Consider the following 19,275-nt stretch of genomic DNA (forward strand, 5'->3'; position numbering starts at 1 on the left):
CATAATAAAAATTTGTGAAAGGATTGAGAGGTTTTTGTAAGAGCGTATGCGCCATTTAAAATACGAGTTAGCTGTCTAAAAACCTTACTTTTCCTGTCTCTAGATCATACTCTGCCCCAACGACGAGCAATTGACCACTATTGGTTAAGTCCTCTAACGCCCGTGAGCCATGCTTGAGCTGGCTCACTGACATGCGCACGTTGGCACGGATAGCGCGATCGACCAACTCGTCGGCATCGACGTCTTGACCATTGGCGGTCGCCAGCTCGTGCAAGTTATAAACGCTTGGGCGAATGCGGTCAACGATTGACTGCAAATTGGGAGAATAGTTTTGCTCAGGATTGATCAGTGTTTCGACGCAAGCCGTTACCGCACCGCAATGTGAATGTCCAAGCACGACCACCAGCTTGGTACCAAATGTTTCGGCGGCAAACTCAACTGAGCCAATCTGTGATGGCGCAACCACATTGCCCGCGACCCGAATGACAAACAAATCACCCAACCCTTGATCGAAGACAATCTCAACGGGGACCCGAGCATCTGAGCAGCCTAAAATAATGGCGAGTGGGTCTTGCTTACTGACCAATTCAGGGCGTTTTTGCATGAGCGGATCAGCATTGGTCAAGCTATCCACATATCGCTCATTGCCTTCTTTTAGCATGGCTAGGGCTTCTTGACCTGTTTTTGGGCGTTTATCATTGGGCATAGGACATCCTTTATCATCAATAATGTTAGAGTTATAAGCTGCTTTACATCTGTTTATTCAAATACAGGTTGGCTGCACAATTTGTGAGCCCCTATTCAGCGAGCCATTGTTCAGCCAGCAGACTCATGATCTTTGTCTGCCATAAAGGGATTGTATAGGAATAAAGGCGAAAAAATGATAAAAAATTTTGTTTTAATGTCGTTACACCAAGGCAATTATGACCAGCCGCACAAGTTTATAAAACGGCAAGCCATCATTAAAAATAGGTCTGTGCGCCCAAAACACGCATAGGCCACCAAAAATCACAAGCTAAGACTCATAGATAAATAGACCTTAGCAACTTAATGGAGCTGGACGCATAACATTAACGAAGTTGCACTGATTTGTAGCAAGGGTTTGTTATAATACGCGGCGACCAGACTAGGTTTACATTCAGAGCTTATACCCATACCAAGCCACCTTGATGACAGTGCCCCAGATAAATAACTGTACTGAGATGTTGGATGCTGAGGAACACATACTATGACCAATTCACCTCCAACTGCGCATAGAAACTCTGTGTCGCCTGACGATGACAAGGTGCTACTGCAACTGACTGGTCTAAAAAAAACCTATGATCAAACTGAAGTACTAAAAGACATCAACCTTGATATCAAGCATGGTGAATTTTTGACCCTGCTTGGCCCATCAGGCTGCGGTAAAACCACCTTACTGCGCTTAATCGCTGGCTTTGAGCAACCAAACGCGGGCGCCATATATTTAGATGGTGTGCAGATGGCAGGCTTGCCAGCCGATAAGCGTCCGGTCAATACGGTGTTTCAGCAGTATGCCCTGTTTCCACACATGACTGTCGCGCAAAACGTCGCTTACGGGTTGAAACTCAAAAAAGTGCCTAAAGACGAGATTAACACTCGCGTGCGCGAGATGCTCGCCATGGTGCAATTAGAGCATTTGGCCAATCGTAAGCCGCAAGATTTATCGGGTGGGCAGCAGCAGCGCGTGGCGATTGCACGCGCGGTGATTAATCGTCCTAAATTGTTATTGCTTGATGAGCCGCTATCGGCACTCGATCACAAACTGCGTTTGCAAATGCAATCAGAGCTTAAACGCCTGCAACGTGAGCTGGGCATTACTTTTGTCTTTGTCACTCATGACCAAGAAGAAGCGCTCTCCATGTCAGATCGCATTGCCGTGATGAAAGACGGCACGTTTCAACAAATCGGTACGCCGATTGAAATCTATGAAACCCCTGCCAATTTGTTTACCGCTAAATTCATCGGTGAGACCAACCTCTTTAAAGCAGAGGTTCAAGGTGTCTACCCTGAGCAGCCAGACCGTGATGGCAATGTAACCAATGGTCGTATCGAGGTTGAAGTCTGTGAAGCGCAAGCACAAGATGGCCCAACGGCCTTACGTAATTTGCGTCGCCCTAATTTTGCGAACGATGTGCAAGTTGGCGATATCGTCAATTTACTCCTCCGCCCTGAAGATTTGCGGATTTATGATCCCAAAGACACGGCTCATAGTGGCCTACTAGGCCGTGTCATCGAAAGCAACTATAAAGGCAGCACCTTAGATTCGATCATTGAGCTGGCCAACGGTCATGTGATCAAAGCCTCTGAATTCTTTGATGAGGATGATCCAAGCTTTGATTATAAATTGTATGAGGCGGTTAAAGTCGCTTGGGTTGATGGCTGGGAGTGGGTATTGCCCGAAGAAGACGGAGCGATAAAAAGTAGAACGGCGCAAAATGTGACGGCACAAAAGGATGGCAGCTGATGGCACGTAATAGCTTAGGCAGTAAAAGCCCTTTTCGTACTGCCACCCTTTGGCTGATTTGGGGTTGGTTGCTGATATTTGCGCTGTTGCCCAATATTTTGGTGATCGCTGTCAGTTTTTTGACCCCTGATAGCAGTGCTTTTATTAGCTTGCCTGTCAGCATTGATAGCTACGTGCGCATGCTTGACCCGCTGTATTTTGAGGTGTTTGTCCATTCGTTATGGATGGCAAGTATCACGACGGTTATTTGCTTGTTGCTTGGTTACCCTTTTGCTTGGCTAGTTTCCAAGGCAAAAGTGCGCTGGCAACCGCTGCTCATGATGCTTTTGATCCTACCATTTTGGACCAATTCTTTGGTACGAACTTATGCGCTCAAACTGCTGTTTGCCAATAATGGTTTGATCAATAAATCTTTGTTAGCGATCGGGGTGATCGATGCGCCTATAGATATTTTATATACTCAAGGGGCAGTGATTGCCGGACTCACCTATTTGCTGTTCCCTTTTATGGTACTGCCGTTGTATGCGGTGTTTACGGACTTGCGCAACGACATGCTGCTGGCCTCACAAGATTTGGGCGCTTCAAAGACGCAGACCTTTTGGCATGTGGTACTACCATTAACGACGCCTGGTATCATTTCAGGCGTACTTTTAGTGTTATTGCCAGCGATGGGCATGTTCTATGTGGCCGATATTTTAGGCGGTTCACGCAATCTGTTGGTGGGTAATATTATCAAAAACCAATTTTTGGATGCGCGCGATTGGCCGTTTGGGGCCGCCGCCAGCGTGTTACTGACACTGGCGATGGCCGTATTGTTACTCGCCTACCGTGCCAGTAGTCGCCGTATTGGCAAAACTGATTTTAACGAGGTGGCCTAATGTCCAATAATCCACTGAACCATTCCTTAAGTAGCGCCCCGACCAAACCTAAACGCACTATCAAGATTGGCAGTATCGCGGCTAAAGGCTATCTTGGCCTGATTTACGCCTTGCTCTACCTGCCCATCCTTGTCTTGGTGGTCATGTCATTTAATCAGTCAAAAATCGGCTACAACTGGGGCGGTTTTAGCTTAAAGTGGTATGAGTCGCTGTTTAACAACCAAGCCATGCTCGATGCGTTTTGGCATTCGATTGTATTGGGACTGGTCGCTGCGACCGTCTCAACCTTAATAGGGACGCTTACTGCGCTTGCCCTACATCGCTACAAGTTTCGCGGCAAAGGACTATTGAACGGATTGCTCTTTGTGTTGATGATGTCGCCTGAGATCGTCCTTGCTATCTCATTGTTGGCGTTATTTTTATTGATTGGTCTGCAACTAGGCTTTGTCTCGCTGCTATTGGCGCACATTACTTTTTGCCTACCCTTTGTGGTTATCACGGTCTTTGCACGCTTGAGTAGCTTAGATGAGCGTCTTTTGGAGGCCGCACGTGACTTGGGCGCCAATGAATCAACGATGGTACGTACGGTACTTATTCCCGTTATTTTGCCTGCGGTGATGGCAGGTTGGTTGCTCGCCTTTACCTTGTCGCTGGATGATGTGGTGGTTTCAACCTTTGTTACTGGTCCCAGTTATGAGATTTTACCCCTGCGTATTTACTCTATGGTCAGGGTCGGACTCAAACCCGAGGTCAACGCCATCGGTACGCTGCTACTAGTGGCTTCCTTGGTATTGGTCATCATCTCACAGCTCCTGTTACGTCGGCGCTAACTGTCTTTTGTTTATTAATCATAAGCTTTGAGTGAAAGTCAGCGCTATATTTATTATAATGAATTTTTCTCACTTTAGCGGTCAGGTAATACTATGCTCGAGCTCCGCCACCTCAATACTTTAACCGCGCTACGGGCGCACGGTTCATTAGCGGCAGCGGCTGATGAGCTACACGTCACGGCCTCTGCCGTCTCGCATCAGCTAAAAGAGCTGGAGAACTATTACGATATCAGCTTGGTAAACCGCCGCACCCGCCCGCTCACTTTTACGCCAGCGGGCAAAACGGTACTGGCCTTGGCGGATAGCATCATGCCGCAAGTTACCCGTACTAAATCTAATCTTAAACGCTTAGCGCATGGTCAAGCAGGCAGGTTACGCCTAGCTTCTGAGTGTCACAGTTGTTTTGATTGGCTGATGCCGATACTAAACCAGTATCGCCGTGAATGGTCAGATGTAGAGCTAGACTTTGCCACCGGTTTTGAACCCGAACCGCATCATTTATTAATGGAAGGTGATATTGATTTACTGATTACCACCAGTGACTTACCGATAGAGGGAATCAGTTACCAGCCGTTGTTTGAATATGAAAGCCGCTTAGTGCTGTCACCAACCCATGATTTAGCGGCGCAGGACTTTATTGCACCGAAGGACTTGTGTGATGAGACCTTGATTGCTTATCCAGTAGAAGCCAAGCGCCTTGATATTATTGCCAACTTTATGACACCAGCGCAGGTAAGCTTTGAGCGTGTGCGTACGACTGAGTTGACAGCGATGCTGATTCAGCTCGTCGCTAGTGAGCGCGGCGTGGCAGCACTACCTGATTGGGTGGTGGCTGAATATGAGAAAAAAGGCTGGGTGGTCTCACGTCCATTAGGTAGTGGCGTGTATTGTCAGCTGTATGCAGCGACGCGCACGTCTAGTCAAGAGACGGCTTATATGCAAGGATTTGCAAGTTTGTTAGAAGGGATTGTAAAGCCGTTGTAAGACAACATTTTTTAGCTAAGTAACGCTAAATACTTTCTTATACCATGGTTCCCTAGTGAGGACTTGAATCTTTGGCTGTGAGCTAATGGTATTAAGGTTTCAACTTGCTGAGATAGCCACAGTGTACTTCATGATGTACTTACCATAGATATTCTATCTATGATCGGTGCGCTAGTGAGGACTTGAAGAGACCATCCCAGATTCTGTGTAACTGACGTTTAGATTAAATACTTACACAAAATTTAGGAAGGTCTCAAAGCGCCAACTTATCCTTATATTCACACATACCTTTTAATGCATTATCGATTAACGTTTTCATCTTAGACAGTTCTGAAATTTTAATTTCTAGCTGTTTGTTTTTTTCTAGAAGCTTTTCACCCATTTGTGATTGCGTCAGGTTGTTTGAATACAATAGCTCTGTTAGCTCTCTAATCTCTTTTAAGGTGAAACCTAACTCCTTCGCCATAATAATCATATTGAGCTGTTCCACAATCCTGTTATCGTAATCTCTATAACCATTAGATTTTCTAGATGGTGACGAAATTAATCCTTCCCTTTCGTAAAAACGGATCGTATCTCTGCTTAGTCCGACTGTTTCAGTTAATTCTTTTATATTCATTATCGAGCACCCTCAATTAACGCTTGACTATGGAGTAATGTCCATAGTGTATAGTAGGCGTTAATTAACAACAAGTAGGTTCTTTTATGGATATAAATATTCTGACGGACGACAACGTCGAGCTGCGTGCAACCCTCTATAAAGCGAATAACCCTAAGGCCGTTGTTCTAATAAATCCAGGAACCGCTACTAAAACTTCTTATTATTTGCCGTTTGCTAAATACTTAAGAGAGCATGGTTTTCATGTCATTCTTTGGAACTATAGAGGTTTTTGCGATTCTAAAATAAGTCATCTAAAGGAGTGTCATTATCAGTATTCTGATATTGGGCGCTATGACATTCCAGCTGCCATCGATACAGCTAAGCGCCTATTTAAGGATTTACCCTTGTATTGTGTGGGTCATAGCGCTGGAGGTCAACAAGTTGGCCTTGCTCATAATGCTGATCAATTGGATGCTTTAATCGCAGTGGCTGTCTCAGCAGGATACTTTAGCTATATGCCGCTTCGCTATCGCCTTAAAGCCAATTTCTTTTTTCGTTTTTTAGCACCGCTTAGTAATAAAGTCTTTAATTATGTGCCGGCTAAAAGCTTCAAACTCATGGAAGATTTGCCAGCTGGTTTTACAGAGGAATGGGGTGCTTGGTGCCGAGAAAAAGAGCTGTTTTTCTCAGATAAATTCTATGGGAAAACCATTCCCCTTGGTACTTACAAAAATTTTAATGTGCCAACTTTCGTCTTCACTGCCGATGATGATGAAATCTGTACTGAACGCAACCTGCATAATTTTTGGAAAAATGTGACCAGCGATCGACCTATCACTTTTAAACGCTATAGCATTGGCAGGAGCTCAGACCAATCAGTTGGACATTTTGGCTACTTTAGAAGTAAAAACACTCATATTTGGCAAGATATTTTAGAGACGATCAACAAGGTACATCATGATAAACCGTTACAATCACTATAAAACCCTGATTTTCATTGTATTACTTAATGTGTTTTCGAGCATTTTACACTATGTTCATAATGTGATTCATTTCGATCACTATCCTGAGCCTGATTGGTTATCTCCTCAGCTTGTAGATGCCTTCTGGTTCGTCATGACACCAATTGGTATCTATGGCCTGATTGTGGCTGTCAAAAGCCAGATGACCAAAGGACGTTGGTGGCTTTATTTGTACGCCTTAATGGGGTTGTTGTCGTTACTGCACTACAACATAGAGACTGATAATATCATGACTGTTACCATGCACAGTCTTATCTGGTTTCAAGCAATTTGTGCCTTTTGGTTAATCGCCTATGTAACGATGTACTTTAAAAATAAAAGTGGGCATTAAGAGTACTAATTGGTGAAACTTTAGCCTTTATAAAAATAGCCTAACCTCTTATTTATCGTTTTAAGGAATTGAAAATGAATGTCGAAGAAACAATAGCAACATGGGAAGCAGAAGAAGCACGTATTAGAGAAAAGCTAGGTAACGCTGATGTTATTCCATTATCAGACTTAACCACTCGCAGTGGTATGGATATTTTTAATGCTATGTTTGCAGGAGAGCTGCCTCATCCTCCTATTGGTCTGACACTTGACTACACTCCTATCCATATGGAAAAAGGTATTGCCGTTTTTCAAGGGCGGCCAAAGCGTCATCATTACAACCCATTGGGTACAGTCCACGGCGGCTGGTTCTGCACGCTTTTAGATTCCGCTGTTGGCTGCGCTGTCCATACCCTTTTGCCAGCAGGAAAAACCTATACAACGTTAGAGATAAAAGTAAATATGGTGCGAGCTTTGACAGTGGCAACACCTTTAGTACGGGCTGAAGGCAAAGTCATTCATGCTGGTCGGAGAACAGCGACTGCTGAAGGCAAAATTGTAGGGCCTGATGGCAAATTATATGCCCATGCCACCACAACCTGCATCATTCTTGATGTTTAGATAAAATTTTTGATCGTTAATAGCTTTTAAACCAAAGAAAAATGCTAAGAATATAATGGATATTATATGGGTATACCCCAACGGAACCACCCAAACAGACCTAATAAAGCAAAAATAGACCACTTAAAATAGACTGCTACAATGGAACTACTTAAATCAGACTACTAAGTAAATAATTCTATCGAAGGCTAAAAAACCAGCTTAAAAAAGTAAAAACCAAGCGCTGTCGCCAGTAATGTCAGTCCAACATGCAGCCCTATCAGCGCTAACCCTGCCAGCAGTCGTCCATCATGAATAAAACCAAATACCTCTGCGCTGAACGTGCTAAAGGTGGTCAGTCCGCCCAAAAAACCGGTAATCACAAACACGCGTACATTGTCAGACAGACCACTTCCCATACGCTCAAACCACACCAATGCCAGTCCGATCAGTAGTCCACCCAACACATTAGCGCCCAAGGTACCAAGCGGTATCCAACTGTGCACAGGATTAAAACGTGATAGCCACGCGCGCAGGCAGGCACCAAACGCTGCTCCTAAACCGATGGCGAACCACTGCATAAACGATCCTTACGTTAGCAAGATATTAATGGACACATGTTCAAAAAAAACCATTACACCGCCGGCAGCTCAGTCATGGGCCAACGCGGCACGCAGCTGACCGCCAAATCATCAGCCTGTCCCGCTTGCAGGCGCTCATAACCGGCATAGGCAATCATCGCGCCATTATCGGTACATAAAGCAGGCGGCGCATAATGAACCGTGGCATTGATCTTGGCAAGCTCGGCTTCTAATGTTTCGCGCAAATGGGTGTTGGCACTAACGCCACCTGCAATCACCAGTCGGCTCATCTCTGCTTGCTTTAACGCTTTGACGCATTTTTTTACTAGCGTGTCGACCACAGCATGCTGAAAACTGGCGGCGATATCGGCGCGGACTTGTGGATTACTGTCGGAGCCACTCCCTGAACCTTCAGTGTCTTTAATCAGGTTATGCACGGCCGTTTTCATACCACTAAAGGAAAAATCCAAGCCGCGATGTAGCATCGGACGCGGCAAATCATAAGCGCTGGGATCACCATTTTCGGCCAATTTGGCAATGTTAGGGCCACCAGGATAGGGCAAGTTCAGCATTTTGGCGGCTTTGTCAAAGCACTCACCTGCAGCGTCATCTATCGATTCCCCCAGTATTTCATACTGCCCAACCCCGCGAGCGGCGATGAGCAATGTATGGCCACCTGACACCAATAACGAGACAAAAGGGAACGCTGGTGGATTGGCGCCCATCAGCGGTGCAAGCAGATGCCCTTCCATATGATGGACACCAATCGCTGGGATACCTAAGCCATAGGCCAAGCTGCGCCCAAACAATGCCCCTGTCATCAAGGCACCAATAAGGCCAGGGCCCTTGGTGTAAGCGACCGCATCAATCTCGTCCTTACTGATATCGCATTGTGCCAAAAGCTCATTAAATAAAGGCACAAGCTTACGAATGTGGTCGCGACTGGCAAGCTCAGGCACCACGCCACCATAAAGCGCATGCAGCTCTATTTGTGAGTACAGCACTTGCCCGAGCAGACCTTGATTGTCGCTGTCTATTTGCTCACTATCAAAAATCGCTAACCCTGTCTCATCACAAGATGTCTCTAAACCTAATACCTTCATACTGTTGCCTTTATATCGTTTTTTGCCGCGTTTTTTTGTTTTATACGTTTCAAGAAATGTCAGCAGCAGGAGCAAAAATGTCAGTTCGACACTTAGTGGGCTAAATGCGTTTGACTCAGCTCATCACATTTTTGAGATTGGTATCAATAAAAAACGGGCATAAAAAAACCGTCATTGTCAGTCACAATGACGGTCATTTTAGCAAATTTCAATGCCTGATATACTCTATATATACCGTCTCAGCTTACTGACGCTAGCATGTAGTCAACAGCGGCTTTTACTTGCGCTTCGCTGACACCATTTACGGCTTGTGCTGGCATTTTGTTAAAGCCTTTAGCCGAGTGCATGTACAGTGTCTCTTTGTCTTTGGTTAAACGAGCACTCCACGCCGCTGTGTCTCCATATTTTGGCGCATTAAGCAAACCGGCTTCGTGGCAGACCTTGCAGTTTGACTCATACAGTTTAGCGCCTGCATCAGCGGCCAAGACTTCAGGCTCAGCAGTCACTTCTTGCGCAGCCTTTGCGTCAGTAGCCGTTACCTCAGTATCAGTTATCTCAGTAGATTCTGCCTCAGCGATAGGCTCAGGCGTAACCACTTCAACCTCAGCTACGGGCACCTCTTCTACCACAGCGGTGGTTTCGGCAGGCTCATTGACCGCAGCAGAGTCCTCCACCGCTTCGTTATCACCACTGCAAGCACTTAGCACCAACAGGGCGCTTACGCCAATAGCAGATAAAGTAAGTTTATTCACACGCTGTTGTTTATACTTCATGATCACACCTCTACTCGATATTTCATGGGGATGGCGGCTCATGACAGCACAGAACCTCATCACTCTTACCTACCACTTGCCAGCGCTAACCACCGTTAACTGACGACTTATTCAGCCAGCAAGCGCTTATTGAGGCGCCGCACTACTAGTGGCTGCCGTCTCGGCACTATCAGAACCTGCACCCGCCGCACCCGCCGCACCCGCATTGTCAGTAGCAGCCGTTTCTGTCATATCAGCGCCAGTCGTTTCCGCTTCAGTTGTTGTTGCATCAGTTGTTGCTGTTTCGGCCGTTGCCGCGCCCTCTACTGCTGCGGCATCTGTTTCAGCAGCTGGCATCGGAGCTGTTTCTGGAAAATCTATGTCTTCAGCTGGCGGCGCATTTTTGATAGCCAGTGCAGCAGCTTCATCCACGCGATCTTTTGCCAATACTTCGTGTGAGTCATGCTCGTTTTCGCCACCACAAGCGCTAACGCTCACACCCAAAGCGACGATAAATGCTGTGCTTAACGCCGTGTTTAGTACTGTTTTTCTCATTCCAACATCCTCAATAAAATGCCTATAAAACGGGTAATGTGCTTAGTATTCCATACAAATTATCATAGCATAAACTCCGCCCAAACCGTTATAGACAGTAGGGGTTTTTTATTCACACCATACAGCGCTTTTTGGGTCACTGTGCTACCGCTTTTATTACATTGCTGCCCCATAAGTTTGAAACATGCTTATCAGGAGTGCCTGTCTGTCAACACGTCTATTTCATGATGCGATGAATTGATGGGGCACTCTGCAACTTAATGATAAATAGGGATTAATGCGCTAAAATCATTGACTTTGTTGATATTTTTTATTAAAATACCTGCCCTTGTGCTCCTGCGCAATATTATCCTAGTTTGAGCTGATGCCAGTAATCTTGAGATATTACGGCTAAATACTAATACACAGCCAAACTAATGCCTTTGTATCTCATCCTAATCGAGGAGTCTTCATGCCTGCAGTTAAGGTTAAAGAAAACGAACCAGTTGATATCGCTATCCGTCGTTTCAAGCGCGCTTGTGAAAAAGCTGGTGTATTATCAGACGTGCGTAAGCGTGAGTTTTATGAAAAACCAACGCAAGTACGTAAGCGTAAAAAAGCTGCTGCTGTAAAGCGTTATAAGAAAAAGTTACAACGCGAAACTATTCGTACCACTCGTATGTACTAATCGATAATACGATTAGTTAAGTACAAGCGCTACATTAACGCCACTGTTATCCATCGATATCAGTGGCGTTTTTTATGCTACAATTTTTATTATTATTGCTGACACATGCTTTTATGAGAGTCCGCATCAGCAGGCTTTCACCTTAACATTGAACGAATAGCGTTTCACCCATAAAACTTAACGTACAAGGATAATAACCGTGAGCCAACTCAAACAGACTTTATCAGACAATATTAAAACTTCTATGAAAGCTCGTGAGCTTGAGCGGGTTAAAGTCTTGCGCAATGTGCAATCGGTCGTCAAACAAATTGAGATTGACCGTCAAACAGAACTTGATGATGCCCAAGTACTAGAAGTGTTACAAAAGCAGCTAAAACAGCGTCAAGAATCGCTCACTATTTTTACAGAAAATGGCCGCGATGACTTAGCGACCAAAGAGCAGTTTGAGATTGATATCATCAATGAGTTTATGCCAAAACAAATGAGTGATGATGAAATTAGTGCATTAGTCAACGCTGAGATCGCTGAACAGGGTGCGACCTCAATGCGTGACATGGGTAGCGTGATGGGTGTGCTAAAGACCAAAACCGCTGGCCGTGCGGATCCTGCGTTAATCTCTAAACTGGTTAAAGAGGCGCTACAGGGCTAATCGTTTTTTGTGGCGTCATAAATGCTGCATCGATCGCCACCCCCTAAGACAGTGCTTTAAAACCAATCGCCTATCAAAAAAAGCAACCGTCTGTCGAAAAAAGCAACCGCCTAAGGCTCAAAGTCTTTGGCGGTTTTTACCGCCTTGATTTCTGCATTAATATTGGCCAATAGCGGACGCGCACTGCTGGCTTGTGCGGTATTTTGCAGTTTCTCTGTCAGTTGTTTGGCTTGGGTGAGTGAGGTAAGCGCACGATCAAAACGACCACTCCATAGCTGATCATGACTGCGATAGCGTAATGCGTTGATGGTTGCAATCTTGGCCAATTGTGGTGATGTCGTGGTTTTGGCAAGCTTTTCATTGGCCAGTTGTAGACTCTGCCACGCGTAACGATCGCTTGGTTGCTGCTCAGTCAACGGTTTGAGCAACGCTTGCGCTTTCACAGGTTGGTTACTGTTGGTGAGTGCTTCCGCCAAATAAAGGCGCAGGTCACGACGCTCAGGATACAGGCGCTGCTGGCTCTCTAAAATATCAGCGGCCTGTGTCCACCTGCCTTGTTCACTTAAAATCTGACTGTGGGTAATCGATAGCAAAGGCTCTAATCCCTGACGCCGCGCCGCTGGCCACGCTTTAATGTCAGCCAATATCTCGTCGGCGTCTTCAAAGCGCTGCTGCTCACCATACCAGTGCATCAAGGCCAGTTTGGCACCAACGCTATTTTTCGCCGCGGTCGTTAATACTGTCTCAGAGGCGTGCTGACCCGTACTTTGTACGCGCCAATAAAGCAGATCAAATAACGTCTGATAACGTTGCTGCTGGTTTAGTGATAATGAGGGATAGTGCTGCGCGCGACTTTGCGATTCACTCAGTCGCTCATTACTGAGTGGATGCGACCGTACAAAGCTTGGTAAAAATCGATTCTCAACTTGATTGAGCTGGCTTTGTTGATTCATCGTGGCAAAAAACCGTGGCATGGCTCTTGGGTCATAACCCGCTTGGGTCATGATTTGCATCCCTACTCGATCCGCCTCACGCTCATTGCTACGACTAAAAGCCATACTACTGTTCATCGTTGCAGTTTGGCTACCCATCATTACCGCCGCCGCCGCATCACTATCGACAGCTGACGCTGCAATCGCGGCCAGCATACCGCCTATCTGCATCAGTAACGCTTTTTTACGTTCATCTGCCCCATTCTCATAGTGATGTTGGCTGATGTGAGCGACCTCATGCGCCACGACACTGGCAAGCTCATCCATGCTACTGGCGGCCAAGATCGTCCCTGTATTGAGACCAATGACGCCGCCTGGGGCTGCAAAGGCATTGATACTCGGACTGTCAATAATAACCAAACCCATTGGTGCTTGTTGCCGTGCTTGTGCATTCAGCCGCCACGTCATGTCTTTCACGGTTTCATGAATCCAAGGGTCATGCTCCATCTTGATGCGCCCATTGACGTTTCGGAGCGACCACTCGCCAAGCAGTTTATTTTGATACTGCTCAGCAAAGCTTAACCCCTGCCCGCGCAAATTGGGTAAACTCAATTCTTCTGGGTTTTGGGATTGCCACGAGTTGTAGGCAAATGGCGTCGCTTGGCTATTGTTATTGTTACTGTCATTGCTGTTAGCAGCGGTGGTCACCGCCAGCAGCGTAGCGGAAGCCACCAGTTTAAGAGCGCTTGCTACTGAGATAGCGCCGCCCGTTCTTTTTTGCGAATAGAAGGGCGATATCACCTCCAGCGTACGCTTGGCTGTCTTGTCTGTATTCAACTGCTTCATGGTCGCCCTATCAAGCATCGACTGTCTATTAGAGTGGGACAAGTGCTTATCCTATACAAGTATAAGTGAGTGATGACAACATCTTTTTGACTATACGAGCTTATGTATATAAGGTCAATTCTAGTAAGCGTTTGACTACCAATAACCAAGTAGCCCGTCACTGTTGTGAAACATCATTATGTGATTCTAGAGAATCGAACATGACGTTGACTATATTCAACTGCAATTGTCTACTGGCTATTTGATATAATAAGCGTCTACAACGATAGGTTTGGCTCACTAGAAAGTAACAGCTGATCAGTACAAAAAACTAAATAACGAGATGTTGACGCCACCTACTGATAATAAAAACAATATTACCAACCAAAAATTTGATGTTTATAAGGTATATCTTATGTCTGCTGATAGTCAGTCCACCCTCACATACGCACCTTACTCGATAAATTTAGCAGCAACTTTATCTAGCGCTGAGCAACAAGCGGTGAATACCTTGTTAACCTTGTTGCCAGCGAATGATGCGGCAACAACAAGTAGCAAAACAGAAAAAGAGCAATCTACGCTTAATATTGTGCGTTTCGTCGATGGCCGCGGACTTGCTTGTCCCATGCCGCTGTTAAAAACCAAAGTCGCGCTACGCGATGTCACCAGTGGCGAGTCGTTATACGTGGTCGCCACTGATGCCAATTCGCAAGCGGATATCACGGCTTTTTGTCGTCAAAGCCAGCAAACAGACACAGCAAACCAGCTATTACTGAGCCTTCATAGGGTCACTACTCCACCGCCAGATGATAGCGTACCATCACAGCGTTTCGATACAATATATCACTTCATCATTACCAAAACTGATAGCAACTAAGTATCGCTATCCTTTACAATTACAACTATAAAGATTTTATCTGACTATTTGCTTAACTATTTAACCAAGGTCAAGAATATGGCTAATACTTCTAATGATGCTGCGAAAACGAGTAAAAAAGACGATGCAGCGCCTATAAAAAATGAGGCACGGGATGCCGCGTTAAAAGCAGCGGCACAGCGCCCTCCGTATGATTCCAGTGCGCTTGGTGATACCAGCACGCGAGACTTAGTGCCCGCGATGCCCACTCATTTATCAGCGCCAGGGGTCAATTTGGGTGCATATATCAATACCGTTCATCAAATCCCAATTTTGACGCCCGTCCAAGAACAAGAGCTGGCTCATCGCTATTATGACGAGGGTGATGTGGAAGCCGCGCGTCTGCTAGTCATGTCACATCTGCGCTTTGTGATTCATATTGCTCGCAGCTATTCAGGCTATGGTTTACCGCAAGCCGATTTGATCCAAGAAGGTAACTTGGGACTCATGAAAGCGGTAAAACGTTTTGATCCGAATAAAGGCGTCCGTTTGGTGTCTTTTGCGGTGCATTGGATTAAGGCTGAAATTCATGAATTCGTTATTCGTAACTGGCGCATTGTCAAAGTGGCGACCACCAAAGCACATCGTAAGCTGTTCTTTAACTTGCGTAGCCTTAAAAAGACCAATAATCAGCTGACGCTAGAGGAAGCGGATGCCATTGCCAATGACTTAAATGTCACTCGCAAGCAAGTGCTAGAAATGGAATCACGCCTGACTTCCTATGATGCGTCTTTTGAGGCACAGTCTAGCGATGATGACGACGGCCGCTATGCGCCGCAACTGTTCTTAGAAGATGGGATTGATCCTGCTGAGCAGTTAGAAGAAGAGGACTGGGAAGAGAATAATTCTTCAGCCTTAATAGCGGCCATGGGCACGTTAGATGATCGCTCACGTGATATTGTCGAGCAGCGCTGGCTCTCTGAGCAAAAATCCACCTTGCATGAGTTGGCAGCCGTCTACTCCATCTCAGCTGAGCGTGTACGCCAAATCGAAAAAAATGCCATGGATAAGATTCGCGATGCCATGACCATTGATAGCGTGATTTTGCCCGATGACCTTCAATAAGAGCAGCATCCTTTTCGTTGCGATGTGTCTTTAAATAACGCGAGTTTCGCTATGATAAATTGGATAGGTATTGCAGCGACCAATATGGCTATCGCTGTTGGACTAGGAGCGTTCGGTGCGCATGGCCTAAAAAGTATGGTGAGCGCCCAGCAGCTTGCATGGTGGCATACGGCAACCCTCTACTTGTTTGTACATGCGCTGGGCTTGCTACTGGTTGGTTTATTGATTCAGTTCAGATACGCCACACAAACCACGGCGTGGCTACTACAGATTGGCATTCTTATATTTGCTGGTAGTCTATATGCGATGACGCTTGGCGCACCGCGTTGGTTTGGCGCGATTACGCCTATCGGTGGTGGTTTGATGATTATGGGTTGGCTCTGGCTTGCCGTAACGGCTTTTCGTTTGGGTCATTTAGAGACCTAAATGCCAAGCAGGAGATAGTCATTAGTCCAGTAGTCGATAGCGGTAAGTTGGTCAAAAGGATTGTTTAATAATTTAGGAGCGCGTTTTATGAGTACCATTAGCGTCAATGGCAAGAATTTACAAACCACCCATCAGACGGTACAGCTGGTCATCAATGAGCTGGGACTGAGCCAAGGCCGTTACGCCGTAGAAGTCGATGGTGAGTTGATCCCAAAAAGTGAGCTTGCCCAGTTACGTGTCGTCGAAGGTATGAATATTGAAGTGGTACAAGCGGTCGGTGGTGGCTGATGAAGCACGGTGTTTAAAAATAAGACGGCAGCGTCACGTTCGCTTCATTTACTGACGCCCTACCTTACGTGCTAAGACTCGCTTTATTGCTACTCAAGTTTATGGCTCATAAAAAAGACTTCAACGTATGATACGGTTGAAGTCTTTTTTCTTTTTATACGTCATAGTTTAGAAGCAGTAAAATCGAATAACCTAACTATTTATACCTTTATTATTTTATTAGTCGATACTCATTAAATCCTACGCTCACTAAACGTCACTAGCATTATACGGCTGGCGCCACATCAGCGGTGGTGAGGTCTTCATAGCGTCCATCACGCCCTGCACCCTGAGTCTTTTTCCGCTCTTGACGGGTTTTATATTTACGCACCTGTCTATCAAGTTTGTCGGCCATGTCATTAATGGCTTTGTACATATCATCTTCGCAAGATTGGACAAACATTTCTTGACCTGAGACTCGCAAAATCGCTTCCGCTTTGTGGCATTTTTGACCGCCATCGCTCGCGCCGCTGTTGTCTAACGACAAGATCACTTTAATACTTTGTATCTGATCAAAATGACGCTCTACTTTGACAAGCTTTTCACGAACCGCTGTGTCCATAGCTTCGGTAACACTGATATGGTGACCACTGATAGAAACATTCATATTATCGTCCTTTTATTATTACGTACAGTCAACAGATGAGGTGGCATTCCTGCCTTTGTCATCCTGCCTTACCAACAACTGCCTGAGTATTTTTAATAAAAGAGGAACTTATCCTTATATAGCTGCCTTTTTATTAAGTAGTAAATGACTGAGGTAACGTTGTTGGTATGACTCTAATTTGTCATGAAAACTAAATAGTAGCAAGACAAAATATTGTAATTAAATGTAATAAATCCTGTTGTTTCCTAAATGTTTCTATATAATCAAAAAATTTTATTTTTTATATTTATCCATATCGTTTTAACAGCTATCTGACCCTGCTAATGAGTCAGTAAGTCACGACCGTTAATACTTTTGTTTACGCTGGGTAGATGAGCCAATATTCATCGCTTCCCGATATTTGGCCACCGTCCTTCTGGCGATATCGATACCTTCTGCCAATAAACAATCCTTTATACGGCTGTCTGACAGTGGCTTTTTAGGATCTTCATCCGCGATGAGTTGCTTAATCATGGCACTGATAGCGGTTGATGAGATATCCCCATCCGTGCTGCTCACGTGTGAAGAAAAGAAGTGCTTTAAAGAAAACAACCCTTGCGGGGTCAAAATGGTTTTGCTGGTGGTCAGACGCGAGACGGTAGATTCGTGTAACTCAACTTCTTCTGCAATAACTTTTAAGATAAGCGGTTGCATGGCAGTGGCACCGTACTGTAAGAAGTCTTGCTGATAGCGCACAATGCTGGTGGCGACTTTGAGTAAGTTTTGATTGCGTTCTTCGATACTACGAATGAACAGCCGCGCATCGGTGAGGTTTTCACGTAGGTACTGATTGTCAGGGCTGTCATCACCGCGTTTGACTAAGTTGGCATATTCTTGATTGACTCGTAGCTTTGGCAGGGTGTCAGGATTCAGACGCACATGCCAGCCTCCGCCTTGTGTATCAGAGTTGCTATCTCCATCACGGCGACGCATAGGGGTGACGAGCACATCAGGAATATCATAGCTGGCAGGCGGCTGAGTATAGTCAGGCTGATTGCTTTGAAACAGCAGTCCTGGTGAAGGGTTTAAAGTGCGCAATAGATTGAGTGCTGGAGTGATGTTCTCAGGGGCAAGCCCCGTGCGCTCAGTGAGGGCTTTGATATTGTTGCTTACCAAATGCTCGCTTGCTGATAGTAATGCTTGCGCTTCTTTTAAATGCTCAGTGTCAGCCTGTAGTTTAGCTAACTGAATCGCTAGGCATTCACTCAAATTGCGCGCCCCCACCCCCAGCGGGTCGCAAGATTGAATAATACGCAACACCGCCATTATTTCGTCATGTTCAACCCGTGTCTCCCACTGATAAAAGCTCGCCATGGTGTCAAAGCTTTGTAACAGCTCGTCGATATCGAGCCGCACAAATCCCATATCATCCATAGCGTCCATCAGATAGGTGGCAATCAGCGTGTCCGTCTCTGATAGACGCTTAAAGTTTAGCTGCCAGCGCACATGGTCTTGTATAGTGGCGGATGTGCCGCCTTGATAACTATCAAAATCCTCGTCGCTTTTGCTGTTAGCTGACGTGGTAGCAGCAGAGGCATGGTTGCTACTCTCAAAACTGTTGTGGTCAACGTTACTGTCATCCAAACCACTGTCGTCATCGCTATCCGTCGCTTGATACTCCATTGCCCCATTATCAATACTCGCTGGCTGTAATTTGTCGAAACCATCACTAAAATCATCATTATACTCAGAGGTATAATCAGAAATTGACTCAGAACTGTCGGACTCTCCACTAAATGACTCCATGCCCGCACTTTGATTCCAATCATCAAGTGTTAAAGACTCTCCTCTATCATCGGCGTCATATTCCTCTTCGTCATCCTCGATACGTTCTAGCAGAGGGTTACTATCCAACTTGAGCTGAACCTCCTGCGCCAGCTCAAGACTAGAGAGTTGCAGCAACTTAATGGCTTGCTGCATCTGCGGTGTCAGTTTCTGTGAGGTACTCAGCGTGGTCGCCAATCCGAACGACATACTCATGCGTGGTTTATTACACTCCGATGGTGGGGATAGTCTATATATGTAGCCAGTTAAACTAATGATTTAACCTAATCAGGACATGACGATAGCATTTTTTACCGCAATTTTGCTATGATAATTTATACCCTGCCCAGATACGCTT

22 protein-coding genes are annotated in these 19,275 nt (G+C 45.6%); 13 read left to right on the forward strand and 9 right to left on the reverse strand.

The features are described from left to right. Nucleotides 1–67: 67 nt before the first annotated feature. The gene (locus B2P60_RS09975) at nucleotides 68–706 is read right to left on the reverse strand and encodes a carbonic anhydrase (RefSeq protein WP_193006329.1); all 639 of its coding nucleotides are present in this window, start codon (nucleotides 704–706) and stop codon (nucleotides 68–70) included. Nucleotides 707–1,228: 522 nt separating this feature from the next. Between B2P60_RS09975 and potA the strand changes: the two genes are divergently transcribed. From potA to B2P60_RS09995, 4 genes are all read left to right on the forward strand, one after another. Further along, entirely contained in the window at nucleotides 1,229–2,485 is a 1,257-nt protein-coding gene (gene potA / locus B2P60_RS09980) for a spermidine/putrescine ABC transporter ATP-binding protein PotA (protein ID WP_286741159.1), read from the forward strand. Next, nucleotides 2,485–3,363, forward strand: coding sequence for a spermidine/putrescine ABC transporter permease PotB (gene potB / locus B2P60_RS09985; protein ID WP_286741161.1), 879 nt, complete (start codon nucleotides 2,485–2,487; stop codon nucleotides 3,361–3,363). The genes potA and potB overlap by 1 nt, the downstream gene beginning before the upstream one ends. After that, nucleotides 3,363–4,193 (forward strand): spermidine/putrescine ABC transporter permease PotC, encoded by an 831-nt coding sequence (gene potC / locus B2P60_RS09990; RefSeq protein WP_286741163.1) that lies wholly within the window; start codon nucleotides 3,363–3,365, stop codon nucleotides 4,191–4,193. Before potB ends, potC begins: the two co-directional genes overlap by 1 nt. Before the next feature lie 93 nt (nucleotides 4,194–4,286). Continuing rightward, nucleotides 4,287–5,177, forward strand: coding sequence for a LysR family transcriptional regulator (locus B2P60_RS09995; RefSeq protein WP_193006326.1), 891 nt, complete (start codon nucleotides 4,287–4,289; stop codon nucleotides 5,175–5,177). A gap of 253 nt (nucleotides 5,178–5,430) precedes the next feature. On the opposite strand, the gene B2P60_RS10000 is transcribed toward B2P60_RS09995, so the two are convergent. After that, on the reverse strand, nucleotides 5,431–5,796 hold the full coding sequence (locus B2P60_RS10000; protein WP_095570545.1) for a MerR family transcriptional regulator: 366 nt from the start codon (nucleotides 5,794–5,796) through the stop codon (nucleotides 5,431–5,433). 86 nt (nucleotides 5,797–5,882) lie between these two features. Here B2P60_RS10000 and B2P60_RS10005 point away from each other — a divergent pair, with 86 nt between their 5' ends. The 3 genes from B2P60_RS10005 (at nucleotide 5,883) to B2P60_RS10015 (ending at nucleotide 7,730) form a co-directional block, all read left to right on the forward strand. After that, nucleotides 5,883–6,761 carry an alpha/beta fold hydrolase gene (locus B2P60_RS10005; protein ID WP_286741166.1) on the forward strand — a complete coding sequence of 293 codons (879 nt, stop codon included), beginning with the start codon at nucleotides 5,883–5,885 and terminating at the stop codon, nucleotides 6,759–6,761. Continuing rightward, entirely contained in the window at nucleotides 6,736–7,131 is a 396-nt protein-coding gene (locus tag B2P60_RS10010; RefSeq protein WP_068408614.1) for a hypothetical protein, read from the forward strand. Before B2P60_RS10005 ends, B2P60_RS10010 begins: the two co-directional genes overlap by 26 nt. A 74-nt stretch (nucleotides 7,132–7,205) precedes the next feature. Next, the gene (locus B2P60_RS10015) at nucleotides 7,206–7,730 is read left to right on the forward strand and encodes a PaaI family thioesterase (protein WP_031944047.1); all 525 of its coding nucleotides are present in this window, start codon (nucleotides 7,206–7,208) and stop codon (nucleotides 7,728–7,730) included. A gap of 188 nt (nucleotides 7,731–7,918) precedes the next feature. On the opposite strand, the gene crcB is transcribed toward B2P60_RS10015, so the two are convergent. From crcB to B2P60_RS10035, 4 genes are all read right to left on the reverse strand, one after another. Next, nucleotides 7,919–8,290 (reverse strand): fluoride efflux transporter CrcB, encoded by a 372-nt coding sequence (crcB, locus tag B2P60_RS10020; RefSeq protein WP_286741170.1) that lies wholly within the window; start codon nucleotides 8,288–8,290, stop codon nucleotides 7,919–7,921. A gap of 53 nt (nucleotides 8,291–8,343) precedes the next feature. After that, on the reverse strand, nucleotides 8,344–9,393 hold the full coding sequence (gene tsaD / locus B2P60_RS10025; RefSeq protein ID WP_286741171.1) for a tRNA (adenosine(37)-N6)-threonylcarbamoyltransferase complex transferase subunit TsaD: 1,050 nt from the start codon (nucleotides 9,391–9,393) through the stop codon (nucleotides 8,344–8,346). 239 nt (nucleotides 9,394–9,632) lie between these two features. Beyond that, nucleotides 9,633–10,166 carry a c-type cytochrome gene (locus B2P60_RS10030; RefSeq protein ID WP_193006319.1) on the reverse strand — a complete coding sequence of 178 codons (534 nt, stop codon included), beginning with the start codon at nucleotides 10,164–10,166 and terminating at the stop codon, nucleotides 9,633–9,635. A 126-nt stretch (nucleotides 10,167–10,292) separates the two neighbouring features. Next, the gene (locus tag B2P60_RS10035; RefSeq protein WP_286741172.1) at nucleotides 10,293–10,700 is read right to left on the reverse strand and encodes a hypothetical protein; all 408 of its coding nucleotides are present in this window, start codon (nucleotides 10,698–10,700) and stop codon (nucleotides 10,293–10,295) included. 451 nt (nucleotides 10,701–11,151) lie between these two features. Here B2P60_RS10035 and rpsU point away from each other — a divergent pair, with 451 nt between their 5' ends. Together rpsU and B2P60_RS10045 are read left to right on the forward strand one after the other, a co-directional pair. Beyond that, complete coding sequence (rpsU, locus tag B2P60_RS10040) at nucleotides 11,152–11,367, forward strand: 30S ribosomal protein S21 (protein WP_010195908.1); 216 nt, start codon at nucleotides 11,152–11,154, stop codon at nucleotides 11,365–11,367. A gap of 199 nt (nucleotides 11,368–11,566) precedes the next feature. Next, a complete protein-coding gene (locus B2P60_RS10045; protein ID WP_193006317.1) occupies nucleotides 11,567–12,016 on the forward strand; it encodes a GatB/YqeY domain-containing protein in 450 nt (149 codons plus the stop codon). Nucleotides 12,017–12,126: 110 nt separating this feature from the next. On the opposite strand, the gene B2P60_RS10050 is transcribed toward B2P60_RS10045, so the two are convergent. Next, nucleotides 12,127–13,836: a M48 family metalloprotease gene (locus B2P60_RS10050; protein WP_286741175.1), complete on the reverse strand. Its 1,710-nt coding sequence runs from the start codon at nucleotides 13,834–13,836 to the stop codon at nucleotides 12,127–12,129. A gap of 352 nt (nucleotides 13,837–14,188) precedes the next feature. On the opposite strand from B2P60_RS10050, the gene B2P60_RS10055 reads away from it, so the two are divergent. The 4 genes from B2P60_RS10055 (at nucleotide 14,189) to thiS (ending at nucleotide 16,468) form a co-directional block, all read left to right on the forward strand. Next, nucleotides 14,189–14,650, forward strand: coding sequence for a sulfurtransferase TusA family protein (locus B2P60_RS10055; protein ID WP_286741177.1), 462 nt, complete (start codon nucleotides 14,189–14,191; stop codon nucleotides 14,648–14,650). 240 nt (nucleotides 14,651–14,890) lie between these two features. Next, nucleotides 14,891–15,754 (forward strand): RNA polymerase sigma factor RpoH, encoded by an 864-nt coding sequence (gene rpoH / locus B2P60_RS10060; protein WP_198334935.1) that lies wholly within the window; start codon nucleotides 14,891–14,893, stop codon nucleotides 15,752–15,754. Nucleotides 15,755–15,805: 51 nt separating this feature from the next. Then, entirely contained in the window at nucleotides 15,806–16,180 is a 375-nt protein-coding gene (locus B2P60_RS10065; RefSeq protein ID WP_286741178.1) for a DUF423 domain-containing protein, read from the forward strand. An 87-nt stretch (nucleotides 16,181–16,267) separates the two neighbouring features. Then, the gene (thiS, locus tag B2P60_RS10070) at nucleotides 16,268–16,468 is read left to right on the forward strand and encodes a sulfur carrier protein ThiS (protein WP_286741179.1); all 201 of its coding nucleotides are present in this window, start codon (nucleotides 16,268–16,270) and stop codon (nucleotides 16,466–16,468) included. 265 nt (nucleotides 16,469–16,733) lie between these two features. On the opposite strand, the gene hpf is transcribed toward thiS, so the two are convergent. Both hpf and B2P60_RS10080 read right to left on the reverse strand, forming a co-directional pair. Next, nucleotides 16,734–17,114 (reverse strand): ribosome hibernation-promoting factor, HPF/YfiA family, encoded by a 381-nt coding sequence (gene hpf / locus B2P60_RS10075; RefSeq protein ID WP_193006312.1) that lies wholly within the window; start codon nucleotides 17,112–17,114, stop codon nucleotides 16,734–16,736. Between the two features lie 345 nt (nucleotides 17,115–17,459). Further along, nucleotides 17,460–19,133: an RNA polymerase factor sigma-54 gene (locus tag B2P60_RS10080; protein WP_286741182.1), complete on the reverse strand. Its 1,674-nt coding sequence runs from the start codon at nucleotides 19,131–19,133 to the stop codon at nucleotides 17,460–17,462. Between the last annotated feature and the right edge of the window lie 142 nt (nucleotides 19,134–19,275).

It is taken from the genome of Psychrobacter sp. UBA3068 (genome assembly GCF_002366815.1).
In the GTDB taxonomy this organism is placed as follows: domain Bacteria; phylum Pseudomonadota; class Gammaproteobacteria; order Pseudomonadales; family Moraxellaceae; genus Psychrobacter; species Psychrobacter namhaensis.